This is a genomic window from Massilia agilis, from assembly GCF_024756255.1.
GTDB classification, from domain to species: domain Bacteria; phylum Pseudomonadota; class Gammaproteobacteria; order Burkholderiales; family Burkholderiaceae_D; genus Telluria; species Telluria agilis.
Genome location: NZ_JANUHB010000008.1, coordinates 42,378 through 66,552 on the forward strand (window position 1 = coordinate 42,378; position 24,175 = coordinate 66,552).

The following is a 24,175-nucleotide window of genomic DNA, read 5'->3' on the forward strand; positions in this document are numbered from 1 at the left end:
CTCTCCTTGGTTGGACAAGCCGCAGGATACGGACCTTGATAATATGTTCAAGAACATATTTTGAATCGCCCGATAATGGGGTCCTGAGGAGGACAAGAAGATGCCCTACACCAGCGAACACAAGGCACGCACCCGCGCCCGGATCGTCGAGTCGGCGCGCAAGCTGTTCAACCGGCACGGGTTCGAGAAGGTGTCGATCGACTGCATCATGGCCGACGCCGGGCTCACGCGCGGCGGCTTCTACAATCACTTTGGCAGCAAGGACGAACTGTACGCGGCGGCCGTCGAGAGCTTCAGCTCGTGCAATCCGTTCCGCCCCGACTTCAAGGGCCGGCCGGCGCCCACGCCGATGGAGCTGGCGCGCAGGATCGTCGACATCTACCTGAGCGACGAGGTGCTGGGCAGCCCCGACTACCATTGCCCGCTCTACGCGCTGCCAGGGGATGTGGCGCGGGCGGGCTTGATGCCGCAGAAGGCCTACACCCAGCTGGTGCGCAACCTGACCGAGGTCTATCGGCGCGCGCTGGCAGGGGCCGAGGATGGGGAGCAGCGCGCGCAGGCGATCCTGTCGCTGTGCGTGGGCGGCATGCTGCTGGCACGCACCACGGAGGACGCCGCGTTATGCAGTTCGCTGCGGGCGTCAGCCAGGCGGCAGGCGCTGGCGCTGCTGGGCGATTGTTGAGAGCCGGGACTCAATCGTCGCCGGAGGCGGTGTCGATGATGTCGGAGATGTCCAGGTCACCGGCGTCGCGGCCGATGCCGCCGCTTCCCTTCGTCTCCGTCAAGCCGGCCTTATGCAATCTTCGTAGGGCAATTGTGCATCCCCCAGCGCATGACCCGATGATGAAAAAGCCGGCCGTCCGGTGCAGTCCGCGAGGATGGGTTCCGACCATATACGCCAGGTCAACGACAAGCACGACCGCGCACGCAAACAGGATGAGCTTCCAGCGGCCCTCGTAGGCGTACAGCTCGCGTCTGGTCAGGCGTCTGGTGGTCATTCGCATGCCAGCTCTTTGGTCAGCGCATAGCGCGCGCCGCCCGGCGGGAAGTCGGGGAGTTTGCTAAACACCTTGTACCCCAGCTTTTCGTAGAACGGCAGTGCCTGAAAGCTGAGCGTTTCCAGAAAAGCGCGCGGACAGCCGCGCCGAATGGCCTCCTGCTCCGCTTGTGCCATCAAGGCGCGGCCATGCCCGCCCCCGCGCAGTGCTTCTGGCAACCACAGCGCCTGCACTTGCAGCCAGCCCAGGTAGGTGGCGCCAAGCAGTCCGCCAACCACCGTCCCCTCGGCGTCGCGCAGCGTGACAAGCAGGTAGTTCGGTGTATCGCCCGCGGCCTTGGACGCATTGAATTCGGTCAGGCCGCGGACGATTGCCGCCATGTCGCCCGGTTCCGGCTTGCTCTCGACTGCCACGACGTATTCGCTGCTCACGCTGCCTCCGGTGTGGATTGGAATGACGGTCATCGTGGCACGAGAGCGTTGTCAACGCAATAAAAAACCGGGGCGCGCAGGCCCCGGTTTTTGCGTGAAGAGAACGCGCGCTTAGCCCGCGAGCTTTTTCTTCAACAGCTCAGTCACCTGGGCCGGGTTGGCCTTGCCCTTCGATGCCTTCATGGTCTGGCCGATCAGCGCGTTGATCGCCGCTTCCTTGCCGGCGCGGTACTGCTCGACCGACTTGGCGTTGTTGGCCAACACCTCGTCCACGATCGCTTCCAGCGCGCCGGTGTCGGAGATCTGCTTCAGGCCCTTCTGCTCGATCACGATGTCGGCCAGGTTCTCGTCGCCCGACTTCGCTTCCCACATCGCCTGGAACACTTCCTTGGCCGCCTTGTTCGAGATGGTGCCGTCGGCGATGCGCTTAAGGAGCAGGGCCAGTTGCGACGCTTCCACCGGCGCTTCGTTGATCGACACGCCTTCGCGGTTCAGGGTCGAGGACACGTCGCCCATCATCCAGTTGGCGGCGGCCTTGGCGTTTTCCTTGCCGGCCTTGGCGACGATGGCTTCGTAGTAGGTCGCCATCTCCTGTGATGAGGTCAGCACGTTGGCATCGTACGCGGGCAGGCCGTAGTCGTTGACGAAGCGTTCACGCATCGCTGCCGGCAGTTCGGGCATGTCGGCCTTCACGCGCTCGATCCAGTCCTGGCCGATCACCAGCGGCGGCAGGTCGGGGTCGGGGAAGTAGCGGTAGTCCTGCGCGTCTTCCTTGGTGCGCATCTCGCGGGTTTCCTTGCGGTCCGGGTCCCACAGGCGCGTGGCCTGCACCACCTTGCCGCCGTCCTCGATCAGTTCGATCTGGCGCCGCACTTCGTAGTGGATCGCCTCTTCCATGAAGCGGAACGAGTTCAGGTTCTTGATCTCGCAGCGGGTGCCGAATTCCTTCTGGCCGACCGGACGCACCGACACGTTCACGTCGCAGCGGAACGAGCCTTCCTGCATGTTGCCGTCGCAGACGCCGAGCCACATCACCAGCGAGTGCAGGGCCTTGGCGTAGGCGACCGCCTCGGCGGCGCTGCGCATTTCGGGTTCGGACACGATCTCCAGCAGCGGCGTGCCGGCGCGATTGAGGTCGATGCCGCTCATGCCGGCGTAGTCCTCGTGCAGCGACTTGCCGGCGTCTTCCTCGAGGTGGGCGCGGGTCAGGTTGACGGTCTTGAACTCCTGCTTGCCGTCCTTCTCGTACCAGAAGCTGATGGTGCCGCCCTGGACCACCGGGTCCTCGAACTGGCTGATCTGGTAGCCCTTGGGCAGGTCCGGGTAGAAGTAGTTCTTGCGGGCGAACACCGAGACCGGGGCGATTTTTGCGCCCACGGCCAGGCCGAAGCGGATCGCGCGTTCGACCGCGCCGCGGTTCAGTACCGGCAGCACGCCCGGCAGCGCCAGGTCCACGGGGCTGGCCTGGGTGTTGGGTTCGGCGCCGAACTTGATCGAGCTGCCGCTGAAGATTTTGGAGTTGGTCGTGAGCTGGACGTGGTTCTCAAGACCGATGACGACTTCCCATTGCATGATTTTTCTCTCTTTGCGAGTATTCGGGCGCTGGTTGAACGCGTGGGCAGGAGACCTGCCCACCCTACGTTAGACGCCTTGCGGCGCGCGTTGATGCCAGTCGGTCGCTTGCTGGTACTGGTGCGCGATGTTCAGCAGCTTCGCTTCGGCAAAGTAGTTGCCGATGATTTGCAGGCCGACCGGACGGTTGGCGTTCTTCTCGCCCTGGCCGAAACCGACCGGGATCGACATGCCGGGCAGGCCCGCCAGGCTGGTCGAGAGCGTGAAGATGTCGGCCAGGTAGTTGGCCACCGGGTCGTTCGATTTCGCGCCCAGGTCCCATGCCACGCTCGGGGCCACCGGGCCCATGATGACGTCGCACTGGTCGCGGAAGGCGGCCTGGAAGTCGTCGGCGATCATGCGGCGGATCTTTTGCGCCTGCACGTAGTAGGCGTCGTAGTAGCCGTGGCACAGCACGTAGGTGCCAACCATGATGCGGCGCTGGACCTCGGGGCCGAAGCCTTCGGCGCGGGTCTTCTTGTACATGTCCTGCAGGTCCTTGTACTCCGGCGCGCGGAAGCCGTAGCGCACACCGTCAAAGCGCGACAGGTTCGAGGAAGCCTCGGCCGGCGCAATGATGTAGTAGGTCGGGATCGACAGGCTGGTGCGCGGCAGCGAGATGTCCACCAGGGTGGCGCCGAGCTTGACGAACTGCTCCAGTGCGGCGCGCACGGCGGCCTCGACGTCGGCTGCCAGGCCCTCGCCGAAGTACTCCTTGGGCACGCCGATGCGCAGGCCGTTCAGCGGCTTGGCGAGGTCGCGGCCGAAGTCTTCGCGCACGTTGCCCTGTTCGGGCGTGAGGCTGGTCGAGTCGCGCTCGTCAAAGCCCGTCATTTCGTTCAGCAGCAGCGCGCAGTCCTCGGCGGTCTGCGCCATCGGGCCGCCCTGGTCGAGCGAGGAGGCGAACGCGATCATGCCGAAACGCGACACGCGCCCATAGGTGGGCTTGATGCCGGTGATGCCGCAGAAGGCGGCCGGCTGGCGGATCGAGCCGCCGGTGTCGGTGCCGGTGGCGCCCGGCGCCAGGCGCGCGGCCACTGCCGCGGCCGAGCCGCCTGACGAGCCGCCCGGCACGGCCTGCTGGTCCCACGGGTTCTTCACCGCGCCGAAGGCCGAATTCTCGTTCGAGCCGCCCATGGCGAACTCGTCGCAATTGAGTTTACCGAGCGTGACCATGCCGGCCGCATTGAATTTTTCGACGACGGTCGCGTCGAATGGGCTGACATAGTTACCCAGCATTTTGGACGAGGCGGTCGAGCGCCAGCCGCGCGTGACGAAGATGTCCTTGTGCGCGATGGGCACGCCGGTGAGCACGCCCGCGGTACCCTGGGCGATGCGTTCGTCGGCGGCCCGGGCCTGCGCCAGCGACAGCTCGGGCTCGACATCCAGGAAGGCGTTCAGGTTGCTGGCGGCGATGCGGTCCAGGTAGTGCTGGGCCAGTTCGGTGGCCGACACCTGCTTGGACTGGAGCAGCGCCGACAGTTCTTTGATGGTCTTGTTATGCATGCTGCGTACCTTGTTATTCGATCACTTTCGGCACCAGGTACAGGCCGTCCTGGGACTTGGGCGCGGGCTTCTGGTAGTCCTCGCGATGGTTTTCCTCGGTGACCACATCCTCGCGCAGGCGCAGCGGCAGCGCCAGGATGGCCGAGAGCGGCTGGGCGAGCGGCGCCACGCCGCTGGTGTCGACCGCCTGCATCTGTTCGGCCAGCGCGAAGATGCCGTTCAACTCGGTGAGCATCTTCTCGGCGTGGGCTTCGTCCATATCGAGCTGGGCCAGGTTGGCGATCCGTTTAACGTCTGATAGTGTCAGGGACATGGCTAGGGCGCGGCATGGCTGCCGCGGGCAAAATGGTTGGGCGAATGGTGAAACCTGATTCCTTGCCGGCTACGGTCGATAAAACCTTGGTAACGCGGCCGAATTCGCTTGTCTCGTCCTTGTGAAATCGAAGGGGTTTCGCGAAATAATCGGCAAATTATAAGGTAGAATGGCGGGCTAATGCGTTGCTGGCGCCGAAAGGGGCCGGCCGCGGGGCCGCCAGCGGCCGACCGCGGCGACGGGCTCGGGCACGGCATCTCCACTCCATCAATGTTTAGCGCACCCGACTTGCGCATTCAGGACACACATGTTTGGTTTTTTACGCAGCTACTTTTCGAATGACCTGGCAATCGACCTGGGCACCGCCAATACGCTGATCTATGTGCGCGGGCTGGGCATCGTGCTGGACGAGCCGTCGGTCGTCGCGATCCGCCAGGAGGGCGGGCCGAACGGCAAGAAGACCATCCAGGCCGTCGGCAAGGAAGCCAAGCAGATGCTCGGCAAAGTCCCCGGCAACATCGAAGCGATCCGTCCCATGAAGGACGGCGTGATCGCCGACTTCACCGTCACCGAGCAGATGCTCAAGCAGTTCATCCGCATGGTGCACGACTCCAAATTCTTCCGCCCGTCGCCGCGCATCATCATCTGCGTGCCGTGCGGCTCCACCCAGGTCGAACGCCGCGCGATCCGCGAGTCGGCGCTGGGCGCGGGCGCCTCGCAGGTGTACCTGATCGAAGAGCCGATGGCCGCCGCGATCGGCGCCGGCCTGCCGGTGGCCGAGGCGACCGGCTCGATGGTGGTGGATATCGGCGGCGGCACCACCGAGGTCGGCATCATCTCGCTGGGCGGCATGGTGTACAAGGGCTCGGTGCGCGTGGGCGGCGACAAGTTCGATGAAGCGATCGTCAATTACATCCGCCGCAACTACGGCATGCTGATCGGCGAACAGACCGCCGAGGCGATCAAGAAGGCGATCGGTTCGGCCTTCCCGGGTTCCGAAGTCAAGGAGATGGAAGTCAAGGGCCGCAACCTGTCCGAGGGCATCCCGCGTTCGTTCACGATCTCATCCAACGAGATCCTGGAAGCGCTGACCGACCCGCTCAACAACATCGTCTCGGCCGTCAAGAACGCGCTCGAACAGACCCCGCCGGAACTGGGCGCCGACATCGCCGAGAAGGGCATGATGCTCACCGGCGGCGGCGCGCTGCTGCGCGACCTGGACCGCTTGCTGATGGAAGAGACCGGCCTGCCGGTGCTGGTGGCCGAAGATCCGCTGACCTGCGTGGTGCGCGGCTCGGGCATGGCGCTCGAGCGCATGGACAAGCTGGGCTCGATCTTCTCGTACGAATAAGCGTGTACTGCGCCTAGACGCGGGCAGGGCGCGCGGCTTTCCAGGGCCGCGCGACTGCCCGCGTTGACCTTGGGGACCGGCGCATTCATTATTCTCAACTCATGGAATACAGTCCACCGCCACTTTTCAAACAGGGCGCCCCGGCGCGGGTGAAGGTGACGGTGTTCGCGCTCATTTCCATTGCGCTGCTCGTCATCGACGCGCGCCTGCACGCGCTCACCGCGGTGCGCCAGGTGGCCGCGACGGTCCTGTACCCGTTCCAAATGGTGGCCCTGATGCCGCGCGACGCGTTGACGTCGATGGGCGACTACTTTTCGTCGCTGTCGTCGCTGCAGAAGGAAGTGGCCGAGCTCAAGAGCCAGCAGGTGGCCACCTCGCAGGCGCTGCAGCAGGCGCAGCTGCAGATGGCGGAGAACGCCCACCTGCGCAAGCTCATGGACGCGCGCGAGCACCTGCCGGTGCACTCGATGATGAGCGAGATCCTGTACGACGCGCGCGATCCGGCGGTGCACAAGGTCGTGCTCGACCGCGGCATGAAGAACGGCGTCACGCTGGGCCTGCCGGTGATCGACCACGCCGGCGTGGTGGGCCAGGTCACGCGCGTGTTCCCGTTCACGTCCGAGGTGACGCTGTTGACCGACAAGGAGCAGGCCATTCCCGTGCAGGTGCTGCGCTCGGGCCTGCGCAGCGTGGCCTACGGCCGCGGCCAGTCGGGCCTTTTGGACCTGCGCTTTGTCGCGCCCAACGCCGACATCCAGGTGGGTGACGTGCTGGTCACGTCGGGCCTGGACGGCATGTACCCGGCCGGGCTGGCGGTGGCCAAGGTGATCCAGGTCGAGAGCGTTGGCCAGGGCGCGTTCGGGCGCGTGGTATGCCAGCCGCTGGCCGGCATCGACCGCAACCGGCAACTCCTGATCGTGATGTCGAGCGAGGCCAAGCCGCCGCGCCCGGCCGGGGAAGCCGGCAAGACGGTTGCGCTGAACAAGAAGAACCTGCCGGCGATGGACCCGGTGCCGCTGCCGCCGCTGCCTTCGGCGCCGCTGCCGGCGCAGCAGCCTTCCGGCACCGCGCCCGCAGCGGGAGCGGCCCAGGCGCCCGGCGCAGCGGTGCAGGGCGCACCGGCCGCAACGGGCGCTGCCCAGCATCCGCCGGCCGCAACCAACGTCGTTCCGCAAGCTGCCGCCAGCCCGCGCGGCGCCGCCGGCACGCCGGCCCAGACGCCAGCGGCGGCCACGTCGGCGCAGCGCGCGCCGTCGCCCGCCACGGTGCCGGCCGCAGGGGGCGCTGCGCAACGCGCTGCACCCGCGGCCGCCACGCCGGCACAGGCCGCGGCCGCGCAAAAGCCGTCGCAGCCGGCGCGCGCCGGCGCCACCACCGCCGCGGCCGCCGTGCCGCAGCAGGCGCAACGCAAGGAGGGCGCGTAATGCCGACCGCGAACCGCCCGCAATACATCCTGCTGCCGGTCAGCCCGCTGTTCATCGCGTTCAGCCTGACCTGCGCCTTCATGCTTAACCTGCTGCCCTGGGGCCGCTGGGTGGGCGCGCCCGATTTCGCCGCGCTGGTGCTGGTATTCTGGGGCATCCACCAGCCGCGCAAGGTCGGCATCGGGGTCGCTTTTTCGATGGGCCTGTTGATGGACGTGCACGACGCGACCCTGCTCGGCGAGCACGCGCTGTCGTACACGCTGCTGTCGTACCTGGCGATCATGATCCACCGCCGCGTGCTGTGGTTCCCCGTGATCACCCAGGCGATGCACGTGTTCCCGCTGCTGCTGTTCGCGCAGGCGATCCAGTCGATCGTGCGCCTGATGGCGAGCGGCCGCTGGGCGGGCTGGCTGCAGTTCATCGACAGCGCGGTTGCCGTCGCGCTGTGGCCGCTCATCACGTGGCTGCTGCTGGCGCCGCAGCGGCGCGCGATCGACCGCGACCATACGCGTCCGATCTGAGTAGTACCAATGACCGAGATAAAAGACAACGACCGCGAAATCCACCTGTTCCGCATGCGCCTGACTGCGGTGGTGGTGTTCGTGTTCATCTGCTTTGGCCTGCTGGTGGCGCGCTTCGTGTGGCTGCAGGTGATCAAGCACAGCGAGTACATGGCGCAGGCGGAGGACAACCGCATCGCGCTGGTGCCGATCGTGCCCAACCGCGGCCTGATCGTGGACCGCAACGGCGTGGTCCTGGCGCGCAACTACTCCGCTTACACGCTCGAGATCACACCGTCCAAGCTGCAGGCCAACATGGACTCGGTGATCGACGAGCTGGCCAAGCTGGTGACCATCGAGGCCAAGGACCGCAAGCGCTTCAAGCACCTGCTGGAAGAGTCGAAGAACTTCGCCAGCGTGCCGATCCGCACCCGCCTGACCGACGAGGAGGTGGCGCGCTTCACCGCGCAGCGCTTCCGCTTTCCGGGCGTGGAAGTGCAGGCGCGCCTGTTCCGCCAGTACCCGCTGGGCGAGACCGCGTCGCACGTGATCGGCTACATCGGCCGCATCAACCAGAGCGAGGCCAACGACCTGGCCGGCAGCGACGACGCCGCCAACTACAACGGCACCGACCACATCGGCAAGGAAGGCCTGGAGAAGAGCTACGAGCGCCAGCTGCACGGCATCACCGGCTACGAGGAAGTGGAACGCTCGGCTGGCGGTCGCGCGATCCGCACGCTGTCGCGCACCGCGCCCACCTCGGGCCAGAACCTGATCCTGTCGATCGACATCGAGCTGCAGAAGGTGGTCGAGGAAGCGTTCGGCGACTACCGCGGCGCGCTGGTGGCGATCGAGCCGGCCACCGGCGACATCCTGGCCTACGTGTCGCGCCCGGGCTTCGACCCCAACCTGTTCGTGGACGGCATCGACGCGCAGAGCTGGAACGAGCTGAACACCTCGCTGGACCGGCCGCTGATGAACCGTCCGCTGTCGGGCACCTATCCGCCGGGCTCCACCTTCAAGCCCTACATGGCGCTGGCGGCGCTGGAGCTGGGCAAGCGGCGTCCCGAATACGGCATTTCGGACCCCGGCTTCTTCATGCTGGGCGGGCACCGCTTCAACGACGACAAGAAGGGCGGCCACGGCTTCATCGACATGTACCGCTCGATCGTGCTGTCGTGCGATACCTACTATTACCAGCTCGGCAACGACATGGGCATCGACGCGATCAGCAAGTTCATGGCGCCGTTCGGCTTCGGTCAGATCACCGGCATCGACTTGCTGCACGAGCAGAAGGGCGTGCTGCCGTCGCAGGAGTGGAAGCGCGAGCGCTTCAAGAAGAACCGCGCGGCGCAGAAGTGGGTGGGCGGCGACACGATCTCGATCAGCATCGGCAACGGCTTTAACAACTACACGCCGCTGCAGATGGCGCACGCGGTGGCCACGCTGGCCAACGACGGCGTCGTGATGAAGCCGCACCTGGTCAAGACGGTGGAGGACCCGGTGTCCAGGAAGCGCACCCTTACCGTGCCCAAGGAGAGCGCGCGCATCCCGCTCAAGCAGGAGAACATCGACACCATCAAGCGCGCCATGGTGGGCGTGATCACCGAAGGCACCGGCGCGCAGGCGTTTCGGGGCATTCCGTACACGGCCGGCGGCAAGACCGGTACCGCGCAGGTGGTGGGCCTGAAGGGCGGCAAGTACAACGCGGCGATGACGCCGGAACGGCTGCGCGACAATGCGCTCTTCATCGCGTTCGCGCCGGCGGATCATCCGCGCATCGCGCTGGCGCTGGTGGTCGAGAACGCCGGCTTTGGTGCGGCGGTGGCCGCGCCGATCGCGCGTAAGGCGCTCGACTACTACCTGCTGGGCAAAAAGCCGGGCGAGAAGGACAAGCCGCTGCCGCCGCAGCCGAACCCGGATGCCGAGCCGCCTTCGGATCCGCAGACCACGGCGCCGGCGGGCGCGACCACTGAATTCAGGCCCGGCGGCGAAACGGCCGGGAACAAGGAGTAAGCCATGGCGCACATTCCGGAACGGCGCTCGCTCGGGCGCAGGCTCAAGCCTTACTTCGCGGTCTTCGACGGCCCGTTGGCCCTGATCCTGTTCCTGCTGCTGTGCACGGGCCTGGTCACGCTGTCGTCGGCCGGGCACGACTTCCCGGGCCGCCTGGAAGGCCAGATGCGCAACATCCTGGTCGCCTTCGTGATCATGTGGGTGGCGGCCAACGTGCCGCCGCAGACGCTGCTGCGCCTGGCGGTGCCGGTGTACACGGTGGGCGTGGCGCTGCTCATTGCGGTGGCGGTGGCCGGCACGGTCAAGAAGGGCGCGCGGCGCTGGCTGCACGTGGGCGTGGACATCCAGCCGTCCGAGATCATGAAGATCGCCATGCCGCTGATGCTGGCGTGGTACTTCCAGTTCAAGCAGGGCATGGTGCGCTGGCATTCGTTCATCGTCGCCGCCATCCTGCTGGTAATTCCCGTCGGGCTGATCGCCAGGCAGCCCGACCTGGGCACTTCGCTGCTGGTGCTCGCGCCCGGCTTTTACGTGATCTTCCTGGCCGGCCTGTCGTGGAAGGCGCTGCTCGGGCTGGCCGCCGCCGCCGGGGCCAGCCTGCCGGTGGTGTGGTCGGTGATGCACGACTACCAGCGCGAGCGCGTGATGACGCTGATCGACCCCACCTCCGACCCGCTCGGCAAGGGCTTCCACATCATCCAGTCCACGATTGCGATCGGCTCGGGCGGCGTCACCGGCAAGGGCTACATGAAGGGCACCCAGGCCTACCTCGAGTTCATCCCCGAGCGCACCACCGACTTCATCTTCTCGGTGTATTCGGAAGAGTTTGGCCTGGTCGGCAACCTGGTGCTGCTGTTCCTGTACCTGCTGCTCATTGGCCGCGGCCTGATGATCGCGGCGAACGCACCCAACCTGTTCACGCGCCTGCTCGCCGGATCGATCACGATGAGCTTCTTCACTTACGCATTCGTCAATATGGGCATGGTGTCCGGCATCCTGCCCGTGGTCGGCGTGCCGCTGCCGTTCATGAGTTACGGCGGGACCGCGCTTTTCACACTGGGCCTCGCGTCTGGTATATTGATGAGCATACAAAGACACCGAAAACTGGTGCAGACTTGACTGAACGAGGAGCCTGATGGCCGTTTCGAGAACCCTCCCTACGGTCATCATGCTCTCGGCGTTGATGGCAGGTTGCAGCTCCACCGGAGAGCACCACCGTTTCATTCCCCTGCCGTGGCCGCACAAGTCGGCCAAGGACCACAAGATCGATCCCGACCTGCCCAAGCTGCCGGCTGCCGGTTCCGGCCGTGGCGGCTATTACCAGGACGACGGCCCCGGCGAGAATCCGCCGCCGGGCCTGCGCGACGTGCCCGACGCCGAGGTCAAGTACGAGCCGTACGCGAAGTTCGCGAACAAGCCGTACTCGGTGTTCGGCCAGACCTACACGCCGCTGATCAACGACGAGCCATTCACGCAGCGCGGCGTGGCCAGCTGGTATGGCGTCAAGTTCCATGGCCAGCGCACGTCCTCGGGCGAGCTGTACGACATGTACAAGATGACGGCCGCGCATCCGGTGCTGCCGATTCCGTCGTACGCGCGCGTGACCAGCATGGAAAGCGGCAAGTCGGTGGTCGTGCGCATCAACGACCGCGGGCCCTTCCATTCCGACCGCATCATCGACGTGTCGTACACGGCCGCGCTCAAGCTGGGCCTGTTGGGCAAGGGCAGTCACGAGGTCAAGATCGAGCGCATGTTCCCCAACGACCCGGCGCGCATTGCGACCGCGCGGCGCGAGGCCACCTCCGCCGCCCAGGCGGTGCCGGCGCCGCCGTCGATCGCGGCCCTGATGCTGGAGGACCGCATGGAGCCGGAACCGGCGCCGGTGGCGCAAAGCGCGCCCGCGAGCGGCTTCTACCTGCAGCTGGGATCGTTCAGCAAGGCCGGCAAGGCGCAGGAGATGAGCGAGCGCCTGGTGCAGGCCGGGCTGGCGGCCGATTCGCTCAAGGTGATCGCGGCGGGCGCGGTGAACAGGCTGCTGCGCGGGCCGTTCAGCACGCGCGAGCAGGCGCAGAAGGCGGTGGCGGAACTGCCGTCAGGGTTCGGGATCAAGCCGATCATCGTGCGGCGTTAGCCGCTATTTGCAGGCGCGCACGTCGGCGGTGTCGTAGCGGTCGGCGATGTCGACGATCTTGGCACGCGTATCCGCATCGATGCCGCGGAACTGGTACACGGTGCGGTTGCTGACCGGCCCGCGCGGGGCGATGCGCGCGCTGCGCACACCCTGCTTGGCCAGCGACGCGAGCATGGCCTGGGCCGAGGTCTCGGACTTGAACAGCCCCAGCGAGATGCCGTACTTGTAGGGCGAATCGCCCGAAATGATGAAGAAGTTCGTCACGCCCATCGAACGCAGCTCGGCCGCCTTGCGGTCGGCGGCCTCCTTGCTGCCCAGGCTCGGAATGTACACCAGCCGGCTCGTCACTTCCTGGAACGGCACGGTCACGTGCGTTTCGTGCTCGCCCAGATCGAGCTTGGCCAGGCGCGCCTGGAAGCGGCGCTCGTCGGCGGGGGACAGCGGGCCCACTTCGGTGCAGGCCACCACGGCCACCGGCGGGGCGCTGGCAGCGGGCGCGGAGGCGGCGGCCGGCGCGGATGCTTCGCTCGAGGCCGCCGCGGCGCTGGCGGCGGCCGCCTGCGCCTGCTCGGCCGTCACCATTTGCACGCGCTGCGGCTCGAGCTGGTTCTTGACGCGCGCCGGTTCGTGTTCCTCGCTTTTCACGTTGCCGAGATAGCCTTTGGAGTAAGCGAACAGCACGCCGTTCAGGCCGAGCAGGATCCAGAAGACGAATTTGAGCACGGTCTATTCCTCCATCTGTGCGGCGCCAAGGGCTGCCGCGTGCAAACCCACCAGCACCATATTATCGGCCAGCCGGTGCGGGATGTTGAGCGAGGTGGATATCCACGGCGCCGCGCCGCCGGACACGATGCAGCGTTCGGCCTGGTGCGCCCGCACAGCGCGTTCGATGGCGCCGGCCTGCGCCGACAGGCAGCCCGAGACGATCGCATCGTCGGTATTGTCGGCGAACAGCGGGGGCGGGGCGGCGCCTGGCGCCACCTGCGGCAGCTGGGCCGTGTTGCGGGCCAGGGAAGACGCCATCAGCGCCAGGCCCGGCAGGATCATCCCGCCGATGAAGACGCCGTCGGCGCTGACCGCGTCGATCGTGGTGGCGGTGCCGCAGGTGGCCACCACCAGTGCCCGGCCCGGTTCCAGCGCACGCGCGCCGATCGCGGCGGCAAAGCGGTCGCAGCCAAGCTGGGTCGGGTTGCGATAGCCGTTCGCCAGTCCGGCGCGCTGCGCGCTCGACGCGAACCACTCCGTCGGTACCGTCGGCAGCAGGGCGCCGAGCCGCGTGCGCAGCTCGGCCCCCGCCACGTTGGAGATGATGGCGCGCTCGATGTGCAGGCCCTGCAAGGACTGCGGCAGCGTGTCGAGCGCGGCGTGCGCGACTGCCCCTTGCGCCAGCCACTCGCCCGGGGCCGCCGCCATGTCGGCCAGCGCCCACTTGACCCGCGTGTTGCCCGCGTCGACCAGCAGCAGCATCGTCGTCACTCCTTCAGCCGCAGCGAAACGTCGCCGGCGGCGATCGCGATGCGGCGTTCGCCGGTGTCGAGCAGCAGCCGGCCGGTGTCGTCCACGCCGGCGGCCACGCCTTCGTGCAGCACCGCGCCGCGGTCGAGGATGCGCACCGTGTCGCCCTGGTAGGCGTGCAGCAGGTTCCAGCGCGCGGCAAAAGTGGCAAACCCGGTGCGTTCGAACTGGCGCAGCATTGCGGCCAGTCCGTCCAGGAGCGCCGCCATCAGTTCGTCGCGGTCCATGCGCGCCAGCCACGGGACGGCGGACACCGCGCGCCCGATCTCGCGTTCGAGTTCGTCGGGCATCACGAGGTTCAGGCCCACGCCGATCACGGCCCAGATGCCCGGGCCCGGCGCGGCCGCCGTCTCGATCAGGATGCCGGCCAGCTTGTCGCCATCCTTGAGCAGGTCGTTCGGCCACTTCAGCTGTACCTGCACGCCAAGCCGGCCGAGCGTTTCGGCCAGCGCCACGCCCACTGCCAGCGGCAGCCCGGACAGCGCCTGCGGCCCGGACTCGAACTTCCACGCCAGCGAAAAAGTGAGCGAATGGCCGGGGGCGGACAGCCAGCTGCGCCCGGCGCGCCCGCGCCCCGCGGTCTGGTGCTCGGCCACCAGCAGCAGCGGCTGCGCGAGCGCGCCCGCGCGCGCCAGCAGGTCGGCGTTGGTCGATCCGGTTTGCGGCACCACCTCGACCTGCACGCCGCTCGTGGACAGCGCGGCGATCGATGCCGCGTTCATGGCGCCACCTTGCGCGCCTTGCGCGGCGCCTTGTGGAACAGGGCGTCGTACAGCGGATTGGGCAGCAGCCGCAACAGCTTGGCGACCACGCCCATCTGCCACGGGATGACGCGGTAGCTGTCGCCGCGGCCGATGGCGCGCACCGCCAGTTCGGCGAAGCGATCCACCGGCATCAGGAAGGGCATCGGGTATTGGTTGTGACGGGTCATTGGTGTGTCGATGTATCCCGGCGCGATGGTGACGACCGGGATGCCATGGTGTTTCAGTTCGAGCCGCAGCGACTCGCAGTAGGAGATCACCGCCGCCTTGGAAGCGCTGTAGGCGCCGGCGCCGGGCAGGCCGCGGATGCCGGCCACGCTGGCGATGCCCACCAGCCGGCGCGGACCCTGCTGTGCCTTCATCGCCTCGACGAAGGGCGCGAAGGTGGCCACGGTGGCGTTGACGTTGGTGGCGAACACGGCGTCGAACACGCCAAGGTCTTCCGCGCGGTCGGTGAGCGTGCCGTGCGAGATGCCGGCGTTGGCGATCACGATGTCGGCGCCGCCGAGCGCGCCGATGAAGTCCTGCGCGGCCCCCGCCAGCGCGGGGCGGTCGAGCACGTCGAGCGCGTACACGCGGTGGCGTTCGGGATTGGGCAGGCTGGCGGCGAGTTCTTCCAGCAGTTCGCGGCGGCGCGCGGCCAGGCCGAGCGTGGCGCCTTGCTGCGCGTAGCGGCGCGCCAGCGCGGCGCCGATGCCGCTCGATGCGCCGGTGATGAACACGCGGTCCATGCTGCCGGCGGCATGCGTCATTTCTTGTCCGCTTTCGCGCGTGCGACCAGGTAGTCCATCACCTGCAGCGCCTCCTGCTGCATCTGGCTCTCGGCGACCGGTTCGGTTTGCCCGAGGTGGGCGTGGTAGGGCGAGGTCAGGTAGCGGCCGCCGACGGCGACCATCGGCCACTGGTTGATGCCGTAGGCCTGCATCTTGGCGTTGGCCTGGTACATGCGCGCCTGCACGCCGTACGAACGGTAGGTGTCGATGAAGCGGGCGCGGTCGATGCCGGCCTTGCTTGCCCAGTCGAACACGGCTTCGTCGGTATTGAGCGGCAGGCGGCTTTCGTGCATCGCGGCGAACACCTTGGCGTGGTACTGCTCCAGCAGGCCCAGCGCCTCGAGCGTGTAGAACAGGCGCTGCTGCGGCAGCACGTTCATGTCGCGCGTGACGTGCACGCGCTTGAACACGATGTTCGCGCCCTGCTTTTTGACCCAGGCCGCCAGCACCGGCTCGAAGGCGTTGCAGTGCGGGCAGTAGTAGGCGAAGAACTCGGTCACCTCGACCTTGTCGCCGGCGTCCGTCGGCTGCGCGGCCGGCAGCACCAGGTATTCGACGCCGGCCGTGGGCGCGTTGGGGGAGGCGACCGTGGCCGAAACGAAACCGAGCAGGGCGCAAGCGATCAGCAGGCGGCGCAGCAGGCGCATGGGAAGCTCCCTATTTCTGGTTGCGGACGATGGCCACGTCCACGCCGCTGTCGAGCAGCTTGGCCCTGGCCTTGTTCATTGCCTCGACCTGGTTGTACGGGCCCATGCGCACGCGGTGCAGCACGCCCGAATCGCTGGTGCGGTCGCTGATGCTGGCCTCGAAGCCGAGCAGGGCCAGCTTGGCCTTGGCGCTTTCGGCGTCGGCCATTTCGCGGAACGCGCCGGCCTGCAGGTAGTACACATAGCCGTCGCCGCCCGCAGCCGGGGCCGCGGCGGGTGCGGCGGGCGCGGCAGGTGCCGGGGCCGGGGCTGCCGCCGCCGGGGCCGGGGCCGGGCGCGGCGCCTCGCCGTGCGCGGCAGGCTCCTTCATGCCGGCGATCGCCGCGCCGAGCGGGTCGGCGTCGGCCGCGTTGCCGCTGCGGGTGGTGGCGCGGGCGCTCAGTTCCTTGTTCGCTTCGCGCGCGGCGTCGCGGTTGCTGTACAGCGGCTTGTTCGGATCGGTCGCCTGGCCCGGTTCCGGGTCTGCCGGGCGGCCGGTCTTGACCGCCTTGTCGGTGAACGGCGAGGCGCCTTTCGTGATCGCCAGCGCCACCGCCACCGCGATGGCAAGGCCGATGATCAGGCCGATGATGATGCCGGTGAGCGTGCTGCCACGCTGGCGGCTGTGGAGTGGGTGCTGGACGGTCATTGACGCCTTCTCTGGTTACATCTTGTTGGGTGCGGATACGCCGATCAGGGCCAGGCCGTTGCGCAGCACCTGGCGGGTTGCCGCCAAGAGTGCCAGGCGCGCCAGCTTGAGCGCCTCGTCGTCCACCAGCACGCGCTCGGCGTTGTAGTAGCCGTGCAGTTCGCCGGCCAGCTCGCGCAGGTAGAACGCGACCTGGTGCGGGCCCAGTTCGGCCAGCGCGCGCTCGAGCATTTCGGGGTAGTCGGCCAGGGTGGCCAGCAGCGTCGCCTCGCGCGGGGCGGTCAGCGGGGCCAGGTCCACGTTCGCCAGCGCCGCTTCGTCGCCACCCCACTGCGCCAGCACCGAGCAGATGCGTGCATGGGCGTACTGCACGTAGTACACCGGGTTCTCGTCGCTGGTCTTGAGCGCCACGTCCACGTCGAACACGAATTCGGTATCGGCCTTGCGCGAGATGAGGAAGAAGCGCACCGCATCGCGCCCGCGCGTGATGTCGCCGTTGCCCGACCATTCGATCAGGTCGCGCACGGTCACGTAGGAGCCGGCGCGCTTGCTGATCTTGACCTCTTCGCCGTTCTTCATCACGGTGACCATCTTGTGCAGCACGTAGTCGGGGTAGCCCTGCGGGATGCCGATGTTCACCGCCTGCAGGCCGGCGCGCACGCGCGCGATGGTGCCGTGGTGGTCGCTGCCCTGCACGTTGATCGCCTTGGTGAAGCCGCGGCGGAATTTTTCGATGTGGTAGGCCACGTCCGGCAGGAAGTAGGTGTAGGTGCCGTCGGACTTGCGCATCACGCGGTCCTTGTCGTCGCCGTAGTCGGTGGTCTTGAGCCACAGCGCGCCTTCCTGTTCGTAGGTCTTGCCCGAATCGACCAGCGCCTTGACGGTCGCCTCGACCTTGCCGTCGGTGTAGAGCGAGGACTCGAGGTAGTAGTTATCGAACTTGACACCAAAAGCCTGCAGGTCGATGTCCTGCTCGTTGCGCAGGTAGGTCACCGCGAAGCGGCGGATCGATTCGAGGTCGTCGGTGGCGCCGCTGGCCGTGGCCGGCTGGCCGTCGCTGGCCGAGACGGTCTTCTTGGCCAGGAAGTCGTCGGCGATGTCCTGGATGTAGTCGCCGTTGTAGGCCGACTCGGGCCATTCCGTGTCGCCCGGGCGGAAGCCGCGCGCGCGCGCCTGCACCGAATTGGCCAGCGTGAGGATCTGGACGCCGGCGTCGTTGTAGTAGAACTCGCGAGTGACCTGGTGGCCCTGCGACTCGAACAGCGACGACAGCGCGTCGCCCAGCGCGGCCTGGCGGCCGTGGCCCACGTGCAGCGGGCCGGTCGGGTTGGCGGACACGAATTCGATGATCACGTGGCGGCCGGTGCCGGCGGTGCTGCGGCCGTAGCCTTCGCCCTGCTGCAGGATGGTGCGCACCACCGACTGCTTGGCACTGGCAGCCACGCGCAGGTTGATGAAGCCGGGGCCGGCCACGTCGGCCGATTCCACCAGCCCCTGTGCGGCGGGCTCGGCAAGCAGGGCGGCGACCAGGCGCGTGGCCAGTTCGCGCGGGTTGGTCTTGAGCGGCTTGGCCAGCTGCATGGCGATATTGCAGGCGATGTCGCCGTGCGACGGGTCGCGCGGGCGCTCAAGGACGATATTCGGGGTCAAATCGCTGCCGGCGATGATCGGCGCAAGGGCGGCCTGGAACAGGGCAGCGATTTCTTGTTTTTGTTGGGCGAGCATGGTGGTTCGTCTGTAAAGGGTTCGGGCCGTGGTCGCGCCACAGGCAAAATATCGTCCATTATACTGGTTTGCTGCAGCGCCGAATACCGTCAGGGCCCGCTGCGGCGCGACGGTTTAAGCCTGGCCAAAGGCTAAGCCGGTACAATGGCCGTCCTTTATGCATCCACGATCGCCATGACCGAAAAGCGCCCGACGCTCACCCTCAAACCCCGGCCCAAGGCCGCGCCCGCCAAAGCGGGACCGGCCAGGTCCGGGCAGTCGAAAGCCGCCGGGCCGAAACCGGGGCCGTCCAAGCCGGCCGGGCCAAGGCCGGCTTCGCCAAAGCCGGCGCGGCCCGCGCCTGCACCGGCTGCCGCCGCGCCGCAAGCCGAGCCTGGGCCGCGCCTGCGCCACAGCTACGAGGTCAAGACGGTCCACCAGCTCGACTATCGCCCCGAGCTGCCAAGCGATTCGCTCGCCTTTGCGCTGCTGGGCGCAGCCAGCAGCGTGGCCCGGGTGCGCGCCGGCACCGCGCTGCCGCAGGCGCTGGCCGCCGTGTTTGCGGCCTTCGACGCCGAGCCGCAATCGCGCGGCGCGATCCAGGACATCGCCTACCGCGCCATGCGCCAGCTCGGCCGCACCGACGCGCTGATCGGCCTGATGACGTCCAAGGCGCCCGAACCGCCGATGCTCGCCGGGTTGCTGGGCTGCGCGCTGGCGCTGCTCGACCCGCCGGCCGGCGAGGCGCCGCCTTACGAAGCCTTCACGGTGGTTGACCAGGCCGTGCGCGCGGCCGCCGCCCACCCCGATTTTGCCCACGCCAAGGCGATGGTGAACGCGGTGCTGCGCCGCTTCCAGCGGGAGCGTGACGCCCTGCTGGCGGACGCGCTGCGCCAGCCACCGGCCCGCTGGAACTACCCGCAGTGGTGGATCGACACCACGCGCGCCGCGTATCCGGACAAGTGGCAGGACATCCTCGAGGCCGGCAACGTGCACCCGCCGCTGACCCTGCGCGTGAACCGCCGCAAGAGCAGCGTCGCAGCGTACCTGGACGTGCTGGCCGGCGCCGGCATCCGCGCGGCCCAGGTCGGGCCGGCGGCGGTGCGCCTGGAGCAGGCCATCCACGTGTCCAGGATCCCCGGTTTTCATGAAGGCGTGGTGTCGGTGCAGGACGCCGGCGCCCAACTGGCCGCGCCGCTCCTGGATCTGCACGATGGCATGCGCGTGCTGGACGCCTGCGCCGCCCCCGGCGGCAAGAGCGGCCACATCCTGGAGCTGGCCGGCGTGGACCTGACCGCGGTGGACGCCGACCCCGAGCGCCTGCGCCGCGTGGGCGAGAATCTGGGCCGCCTGGGCTTGGCCGCCAGGCTGGTCGCGGGCGGGGCGCAGGACCGCGACTGGTGGGACGGCCAGCTGTTCGACCGCATCCTCGCCGACGTGCCCTGCACCGCGTCGGGCATTGTGCGGCGCCACCCTGACATCCGCTGGTTACGGCGTAAATCGGACACGCTCCAACTTGCAACACTTTCGTCCGAAATACTCGACAATGTGTGGCAGATGCTCCGCCCGGATGGTAAATTGCTGTTCGTGACATGCTCGCTGTGGCCCCAGGAATCGGAGGCGCAGGCGGCCGCATTCGCAGTTCGCCACGGCGCGATCCGGCTGGATGCGCCCGGCCAGCTCCTTCCGGCCAGTGCCGCCGGAGAGGATCATGACGGTTTGTTCTACGCCCTGTTCCAGAAGCGGGCGTAGCCGGTCTCTGACAACAAGTACTAACTAATAGGCACTGGCCCCACTCGTGATCGTACGCTTACTACGCCTTCTCGCCTGCCAGCTCCTGCTGGCGTTCGCGTGCGCGCAGGCGCAGGCGTCCGACGGGATCGACATCACGCGCGCGGTCATCGAGTCCTCCGACGACGGCTACCGCCTGAACGCCGCCTACGCCTTCGAGCTGCCGCATGGGCTGGAAAACGCGCTGCAGCTGTCGGTGCCGCTGTACTTCACCACCGAGATCGAGCTGACCCGCCCGCGCTGGTGGTGGACCGACGAGAAGGCCGTTTCGCAGCGCCAGACCATCAGCATCAAGTACGACGTGCTCACCCGGCAGTACCACGTGCGGGTGATGGGCAGCGTGCAGCAGAGCTTTCCCACGCTGGATGAGGCATTGTTCATGATCCGCCGCAGCCGCTGGCTGATCGCACCAAAGGGCGCGCTCAAGCCCGGCGAGACGTACAATGTCACGCTGCGCATGTTCATGGACCGCGAGTACCTGCAAAAGCCGCTGCAGGTGAACGCCTTCAACAACGCCGACTGGCGGCTCACGTCCAGCAAGAAAACCTTCACCTATAAGGCTGAGTAAAGCGTGAACCAGGCTTTCCGCTATGCGTTGGTGGTCGGCGCGGCGATCGTCTCCATCCTGCTGTTCCTGCTGGCCTCCGCGTCCGACAACTCCGGTTTCTTCGACCGCAACTACTCCTGGCTGCTCGGGCTCAATGCCGCGATGGCGGCCGGCATGCTGGTGCTCGTCGTGGTGGCGCTGGCGCGGCTGGTGCGGCGCTACCGGGCCGGCAAGTTCGGTTCCCGGTTGATGGCGCGGCTGGTGCTGCTGTTCGCGGCGATCGGCATCTTGCCGGGGCTGGTCATCTTCATGGTGTCGGTGCAGTTCGTGTCGCACTCGATCGATTCGTGGTTCGACGTGAAGATCGAAGCGGCGCTCGAATCTGGGCTGAACCTGGGCCATGCCGCGCTGGACGAGGCGCTGTCCGAGCTGTCGGCCACCGCCGAGAGCACCTCGGCCGCGCTGGCCGGGCAGAGCGACCTGCACGCAAGGCAGGTGCTGGCGCGCGCGGTCAACGACACCTCGGGCATGCAGAGCGCGATGCTGCTCGACGCCGAGGGCAAGCTGCTGGCCTCGTCGTCCAGCACGCGCGGCGCCGACCTTGCGGCCGACCTGCCAACGCCGCAGATCCTGCGCCAGGCCGGCATGCCCGCCGGGTACGCCCATGCCGAGGGCGGCATCGAGCGCGACTTCCGCGAGTCGGCCGGCGAGGGCAATGCGCTGGACGCGGCCACCGGCCTGCGCCTGCGCGTGGTGCGCGCGGTGCCCGAGCCGCCGGGCGCGGCGCCGCGCTACCTGCAGCTCTTGCAGTCGGTGCCGGTCAACCTGGCTTCCAACGCCGAGGTGCTGCGCACCGCCTACAGCGAATACCAGCAGCGCCTGGTGGACCGCGTGGGCTTGCACAAGATGTACATCGAAACGCTCACGCTCACGCTGCTGCTGGCCATGTTCGGCGCGCTCGCCAGCGCCTTCCTGATCGCGGAAAACCTGGCCCAGCCGCTCCTGGTGCTGGCCGAGGGCACGCGCGCGGTGGCCGAGGGCGACCTGTCGCCGCGCCCGATCGTCGAAACGAAGGACGAGCTGGGCACGCTGACCCAGTCGTTCAACGCGATGACCGGCCAGCTGTTCGAGGCCAGGAGCGCGGTCGAGCGCAACCGCGCCGCGCTGCAGTCGGCCAAGGCGCACCTGGAGTCGGTGCTGGCCAACATGTCCGCCGGCGTGATCGTGATGGACGCCGACGGCGTGGTGGTCAACACGAACGACGCCGCGCACCGCATCCTGCAGGTGGAGCCGGGGGCGCTGGCCGACCGGCCGCTGGACGAGATCGAGGGTCTGGAAGGCTTTGCCGGCATCATCAACCGCGCATTCTCTGCCCAGAGCGCGCAGTCCGCCGCCGGCAGCCGCCTGCGCGCGCACTGGCAGCAGCAGATCGAGGTGCCGCGCCGGCCGGGCTCGCCGGAGGACCACGACATCACCCTGCTGGCGCGCGGCTCGCGCCTGCCGGTGGGGGCGGGCAGCGGCTTCATCGTGGTGTTCGACGACATCTCGGACGTGATCTCGGCGCAGCGCTCGGTCGCCTGGGGCGAGGTGGCGCGGCGCCTGGCGCACGAGATCAAGAACCCGCTCACGCCGATCCAGCTGGCGGCCGAGCGCATGCAGATGAAGCTGGCGCCGCACCTGCCGCCCAAGGAATCGGAGTTGCTGGACAAGGGCGCCACCACCATCGTCAACCAGGTGGCCGCGATGAAGCGCATGGTGGATGACTTCCGCGACTACGCCAAGGCGCCGCCGGCGGTGCTCGAACCGCTCGACCTGAACGCGCTGATCGAGGAGATCCTGCGCCTGTACCAGTCGGGCGACGACTCGGACATCATCCATGCCGCGCTGGCGCCCGGTTTGCCGCACGTAATGGGCGACGCCACCCAGCTGCGCCAGGTGATCCACAACCTGCTGCAGAACGCGCAGGACGCACTGACCGACCGCTCTGATGCCGCCCCTGCGCCGCGCATCGACCTGACCACCGAGGCGATCCACTACCAGGGCGCGGACGGCGCCGCCGGCACCGCGGTGCGCATGGCGATCGTGGACAATGGCCCCGGTTTCGCGCCCAAGATCCTGTCGCGCGCGTTCGAACCCTACGTCACGTCGAAGGCGCGCGGCACCGGACTGGGGCTGCCGATGGTCAAGAAGATCATCGACGAGCATGGTGGCCGGATCGATATATCGAACCGTGCCGATGGAACCGGCGCTTCCGTGTTCATTTTGCTGTTAAAGTTAGCGCCTGAGGCGAACTTGGCCGCAGCGTAAATCGCGCATAAAATCATGCCTGTTGATGGGTGAGATCTGGAAGGCACACACATGGCGAACATACTCGTAGTAGACGATGAAATGGGAATCCGGGAGCTGCTCTCGGAGATCCTGGGCGACGAAGGCCATGCGATCACCTTGGCCGAGAATGCGCAGCAGGCGCGCGAGGCGCGCGCCGTGGGCGCGCCCGACCTCGTGCTGCTCGACATCTGGATGCCCGATACCGATGGCGTCACGCTGCTCAAGGAATGGCAGCGCGACGGCTTGCTGACGATGCCGGTCATCATGATGTCCGGCCACGCGACAATCGACACCGCGGTCGAGGCGACCCGGATCGGCGCACTGAATTTCCTGGAGAAACCAATCGCGCTGCAAAAACTGCTGAAGGCCGTGCAGCAAGGTCTTACGCGTGCGCAAGAAGTGGCGCGCGCCCCGGCCATTGCCCCGCGCCCGATCGCGGCCGCACCGAGCGAAGAGAGCGTGGCCGTGCCCAGCCCCATGTTCAGCGCGGCGGCGCCGGCGCCGGCCCTCAACGGCCGCATGATCGGCATGGCCACGGCCAGCGATGCGCACGGCCATGGCTACACGCTCAGCTTCGACCTGCCCCTGCGCGAGGCGCGCGATGCATTCGAGCGCATGTATTTCGAGCACCACCTCGGGCGCGAAGGCGGCAGCATGACGCGCGTGGCCGAAAAGACGGGCCTGGAGCGCACCCACCTGTACCGCAAGCTCAAGCAGCTCGGCGTCGAGCCGGGCAAGCTTGCTAAAAAACAAGGATGACCGGCCGGCGCGTGACCACCACCCTGGTCACCGGCCCGTCCTACCATGAGCGCGAGCAGGCGATCGCGGCGCGCCTGCACCACGACGGCGCACTTTCCGCCGTCATTCTCGAAGGCTTGCCCGACGGCCAGCCGGTCCTCCTGCCGTCCCCCTCACTGTTGATTGAACGCATCGCTCCCGGTTGCCTGTGCTGCACCGGGAATCTGGTTTTGCGTGTAACATTAAATCGTCTCCTGCGCCGCCGCCCGGCCCAGCTGTTCATCGGGCTGGCGAACGCGGAGCATCTTGGTCAGTTGCGATCGTGGCTCTGCAGCGCGCCATACGATCAGCTGTTGGAACTGGCGCCGAATTAGCACTCTTGAAATCGGTTCGGCCCAGCCC

The 24,175-nt window shown here is 67.6% G+C and carries 24 protein-coding genes; 12 read left to right on the forward strand and 12 right to left on the reverse strand.

The features are described 5' to 3' along the window. Positions 1-100: 100 nt before the first annotated feature. On the forward strand, positions 101-682 hold the full coding sequence (locus tag NX774_RS22650) for a TetR/AcrR family transcriptional regulator (protein WP_258824561.1): 582 nt from the start codon (positions 101-103) through the stop codon (positions 680-682). Positions 683-692: 10 nt separating this feature from the next. Here NX774_RS22650 and NX774_RS22655 read toward each other — a convergent pair whose 3' ends face one another. From NX774_RS22655 to gatC, 5 genes are all read right to left on the reverse strand, one after another. Beyond that, entirely contained in the window at positions 693-1,004 is a 312-nt protein-coding gene (locus NX774_RS22655; protein WP_258824562.1) for a hypothetical protein, read from the reverse strand. After that, complete coding sequence (locus tag NX774_RS22660) at positions 995-1,429, reverse strand: GNAT family N-acetyltransferase (RefSeq protein WP_258824563.1); 435 nt, start codon at positions 1,427-1,429, stop codon at positions 995-997. The genes NX774_RS22655 and NX774_RS22660 overlap by 10 nt, the downstream gene beginning before the upstream one ends. A 111-nt stretch (positions 1,430-1,540) precedes the next feature. Then, a complete protein-coding gene (gene gatB, locus NX774_RS22665; protein WP_258824564.1) occupies positions 1,541-3,001 on the reverse strand; it encodes an Asp-tRNA(Asn)/Glu-tRNA(Gln) amidotransferase subunit GatB in 1,461 nt (486 codons plus the stop codon). Between the two features lie 69 nt (positions 3,002-3,070). After that, positions 3,071-4,546 carry an Asp-tRNA(Asn)/Glu-tRNA(Gln) amidotransferase subunit GatA gene (gene gatA, locus NX774_RS22670; protein WP_258824565.1) on the reverse strand — a complete coding sequence of 492 codons (1,476 nt, stop codon included), beginning with the start codon at positions 4,544-4,546 and terminating at the stop codon, positions 3,071-3,073. Between the two features lie 13 nt (positions 4,547-4,559). After that, on the reverse strand, positions 4,560-4,859 hold the full coding sequence (gene gatC / locus NX774_RS22675) for an Asp-tRNA(Asn)/Glu-tRNA(Gln) amidotransferase subunit GatC (protein ID WP_258824566.1): 300 nt from the start codon (positions 4,857-4,859) through the stop codon (positions 4,560-4,562). A gap of 307 nt (positions 4,860-5,166) precedes the next feature. Between gatC and NX774_RS22680 the strand changes: the two genes are divergently transcribed. The 6 genes from NX774_RS22680 (at position 5,167) to NX774_RS22705 (ending at position 12,281) form a co-directional block, all read left to right on the forward strand. Further along, the gene (locus NX774_RS22680) at positions 5,167-6,210 is read left to right on the forward strand and encodes a rod shape-determining protein (protein ID WP_036235315.1); all 1,044 of its coding nucleotides are present in this window, start codon (positions 5,167-5,169) and stop codon (positions 6,208-6,210) included. A 101-nt stretch (positions 6,211-6,311) separates the two neighbouring features. Further along, complete coding sequence (mreC, locus tag NX774_RS22685) at positions 6,312-7,634, forward strand: rod shape-determining protein MreC (protein ID WP_258824567.1); 1,323 nt, start codon at positions 6,312-6,314, stop codon at positions 7,632-7,634. Continuing rightward, positions 7,634-8,155: a rod shape-determining protein MreD gene (gene mreD, locus NX774_RS22690; RefSeq protein ID WP_258824568.1), complete on the forward strand. Its 522-nt coding sequence runs from the start codon at positions 7,634-7,636 to the stop codon at positions 8,153-8,155. The genes mreC and mreD overlap by 1 nt, the downstream gene beginning before the upstream one ends. Positions 8,156-8,164: 9 nt before the next feature. Further along, the gene (mrdA, locus tag NX774_RS22695) at positions 8,165-10,150 is read left to right on the forward strand and encodes a penicillin-binding protein 2 (RefSeq protein ID WP_258824569.1); all 1,986 of its coding nucleotides are present in this window, start codon (positions 8,165-8,167) and stop codon (positions 10,148-10,150) included. 3 nt (positions 10,151-10,153) lie between these two features. Further along, on the forward strand, positions 10,154-11,269 hold the full coding sequence (rodA, locus tag NX774_RS22700; RefSeq protein ID WP_258824570.1) for a rod shape-determining protein RodA: 1,116 nt from the start codon (positions 10,154-10,156) through the stop codon (positions 11,267-11,269). Between the two features lie 16 nt (positions 11,270-11,285). Next, positions 11,286-12,281 carry a septal ring lytic transglycosylase RlpA family protein gene (locus tag NX774_RS22705; protein WP_258824571.1) on the forward strand — a complete coding sequence of 332 codons (996 nt, stop codon included), beginning with the start codon at positions 11,286-11,288 and terminating at the stop codon, positions 12,279-12,281. A gap of 3 nt (positions 12,282-12,284) precedes the next feature. Here NX774_RS22705 and NX774_RS22710 read toward each other — a convergent pair whose 3' ends face one another. From NX774_RS22710 to argS, 7 genes are read right to left on the reverse strand one after another with little or no spacing between them, the layout of a single operon-like run. Next, a complete protein-coding gene (locus NX774_RS22710; RefSeq protein WP_258824572.1) occupies positions 12,285-13,004 on the reverse strand; it encodes an SPOR domain-containing protein in 720 nt (239 codons plus the stop codon). A 3-nt stretch (positions 13,005-13,007) separates the two neighbouring features. Next, positions 13,008-13,748 carry a type III pantothenate kinase gene (locus NX774_RS22715; protein WP_258824573.1) on the reverse strand — a complete coding sequence of 247 codons (741 nt, stop codon included), beginning with the start codon at positions 13,746-13,748 and terminating at the stop codon, positions 13,008-13,010. 5 nt (positions 13,749-13,753) lie between these two features. Then, positions 13,754-14,518 (reverse strand): biotin--[acetyl-CoA-carboxylase] ligase, encoded by a 765-nt coding sequence (locus NX774_RS22720; RefSeq protein WP_258824574.1) that lies wholly within the window; start codon positions 14,516-14,518, stop codon positions 13,754-13,756. Further along, a complete protein-coding gene (locus NX774_RS22725; protein ID WP_258824575.1) occupies positions 14,515-15,309 on the reverse strand; it encodes an SDR family oxidoreductase in 795 nt (264 codons plus the stop codon). Before NX774_RS22725 ends, NX774_RS22720 begins: the two co-directional genes overlap by 4 nt. Further along, positions 15,306-15,977 carry a thiol:disulfide interchange protein DsbA/DsbL gene (locus NX774_RS22730; protein ID WP_258824576.1) on the reverse strand — a complete coding sequence of 224 codons (672 nt, stop codon included), beginning with the start codon at positions 15,975-15,977 and terminating at the stop codon, positions 15,306-15,308. The genes NX774_RS22725 and NX774_RS22730 overlap by 4 nt, the downstream gene beginning before the upstream one ends. A gap of 10 nt (positions 15,978-15,987) precedes the next feature. Beyond that, positions 15,988-16,665, reverse strand: a complete 678-nt coding sequence (locus NX774_RS22735) for an SPOR domain-containing protein (RefSeq protein WP_258824577.1) — start codon at positions 16,663-16,665, stop codon at positions 15,988-15,990. A 15-nt stretch (positions 16,666-16,680) separates the two neighbouring features. Next, entirely contained in the window at positions 16,681-18,390 is a 1,710-nt protein-coding gene (gene argS, locus NX774_RS22740) for an arginine--tRNA ligase (protein ID WP_258824578.1), read from the reverse strand. A 144-nt stretch (positions 18,391-18,534) separates the two neighbouring features. On the opposite strand from argS, the gene rsmB reads away from it, so the two are divergent. The 5 genes from rsmB to NX774_RS22765 are packed head-to-tail and all read left to right on the forward strand — an operon-like array spanning position 18,535 to position 24,147. Further along, entirely contained in the window at positions 18,535-20,121 is a 1,587-nt protein-coding gene (gene rsmB / locus NX774_RS22745; RefSeq protein ID WP_258824579.1) for a 16S rRNA (cytosine(967)-C(5))-methyltransferase RsmB, read from the forward strand. A 46-nt stretch (positions 20,122-20,167) separates the two neighbouring features. Then, positions 20,168-20,728, forward strand: coding sequence for a DUF4390 domain-containing protein (locus NX774_RS22750; RefSeq protein WP_258824580.1), 561 nt, complete (start codon positions 20,168-20,170; stop codon positions 20,726-20,728). Positions 20,729-20,731: 3 nt separating this feature from the next. Next, a complete protein-coding gene (locus tag NX774_RS22755) occupies positions 20,732-23,014 on the forward strand; it encodes a sensor histidine kinase (protein WP_258824581.1) in 2,283 nt (760 codons plus the stop codon). Between the two features lie 51 nt (positions 23,015-23,065). Continuing rightward, positions 23,066-23,794, forward strand: a complete 729-nt coding sequence (locus NX774_RS22760) for a response regulator (protein WP_258824582.1) — start codon at positions 23,066-23,068, stop codon at positions 23,792-23,794. Further along, positions 23,791-24,147, forward strand: a complete 357-nt coding sequence (locus NX774_RS22765; protein WP_258824583.1) for a GTPase — start codon at positions 23,791-23,793, stop codon at positions 24,145-24,147. The genes NX774_RS22760 and NX774_RS22765 overlap by 4 nt, the downstream gene beginning before the upstream one ends. Positions 24,148-24,175 lie beyond the last annotated feature (28 nt).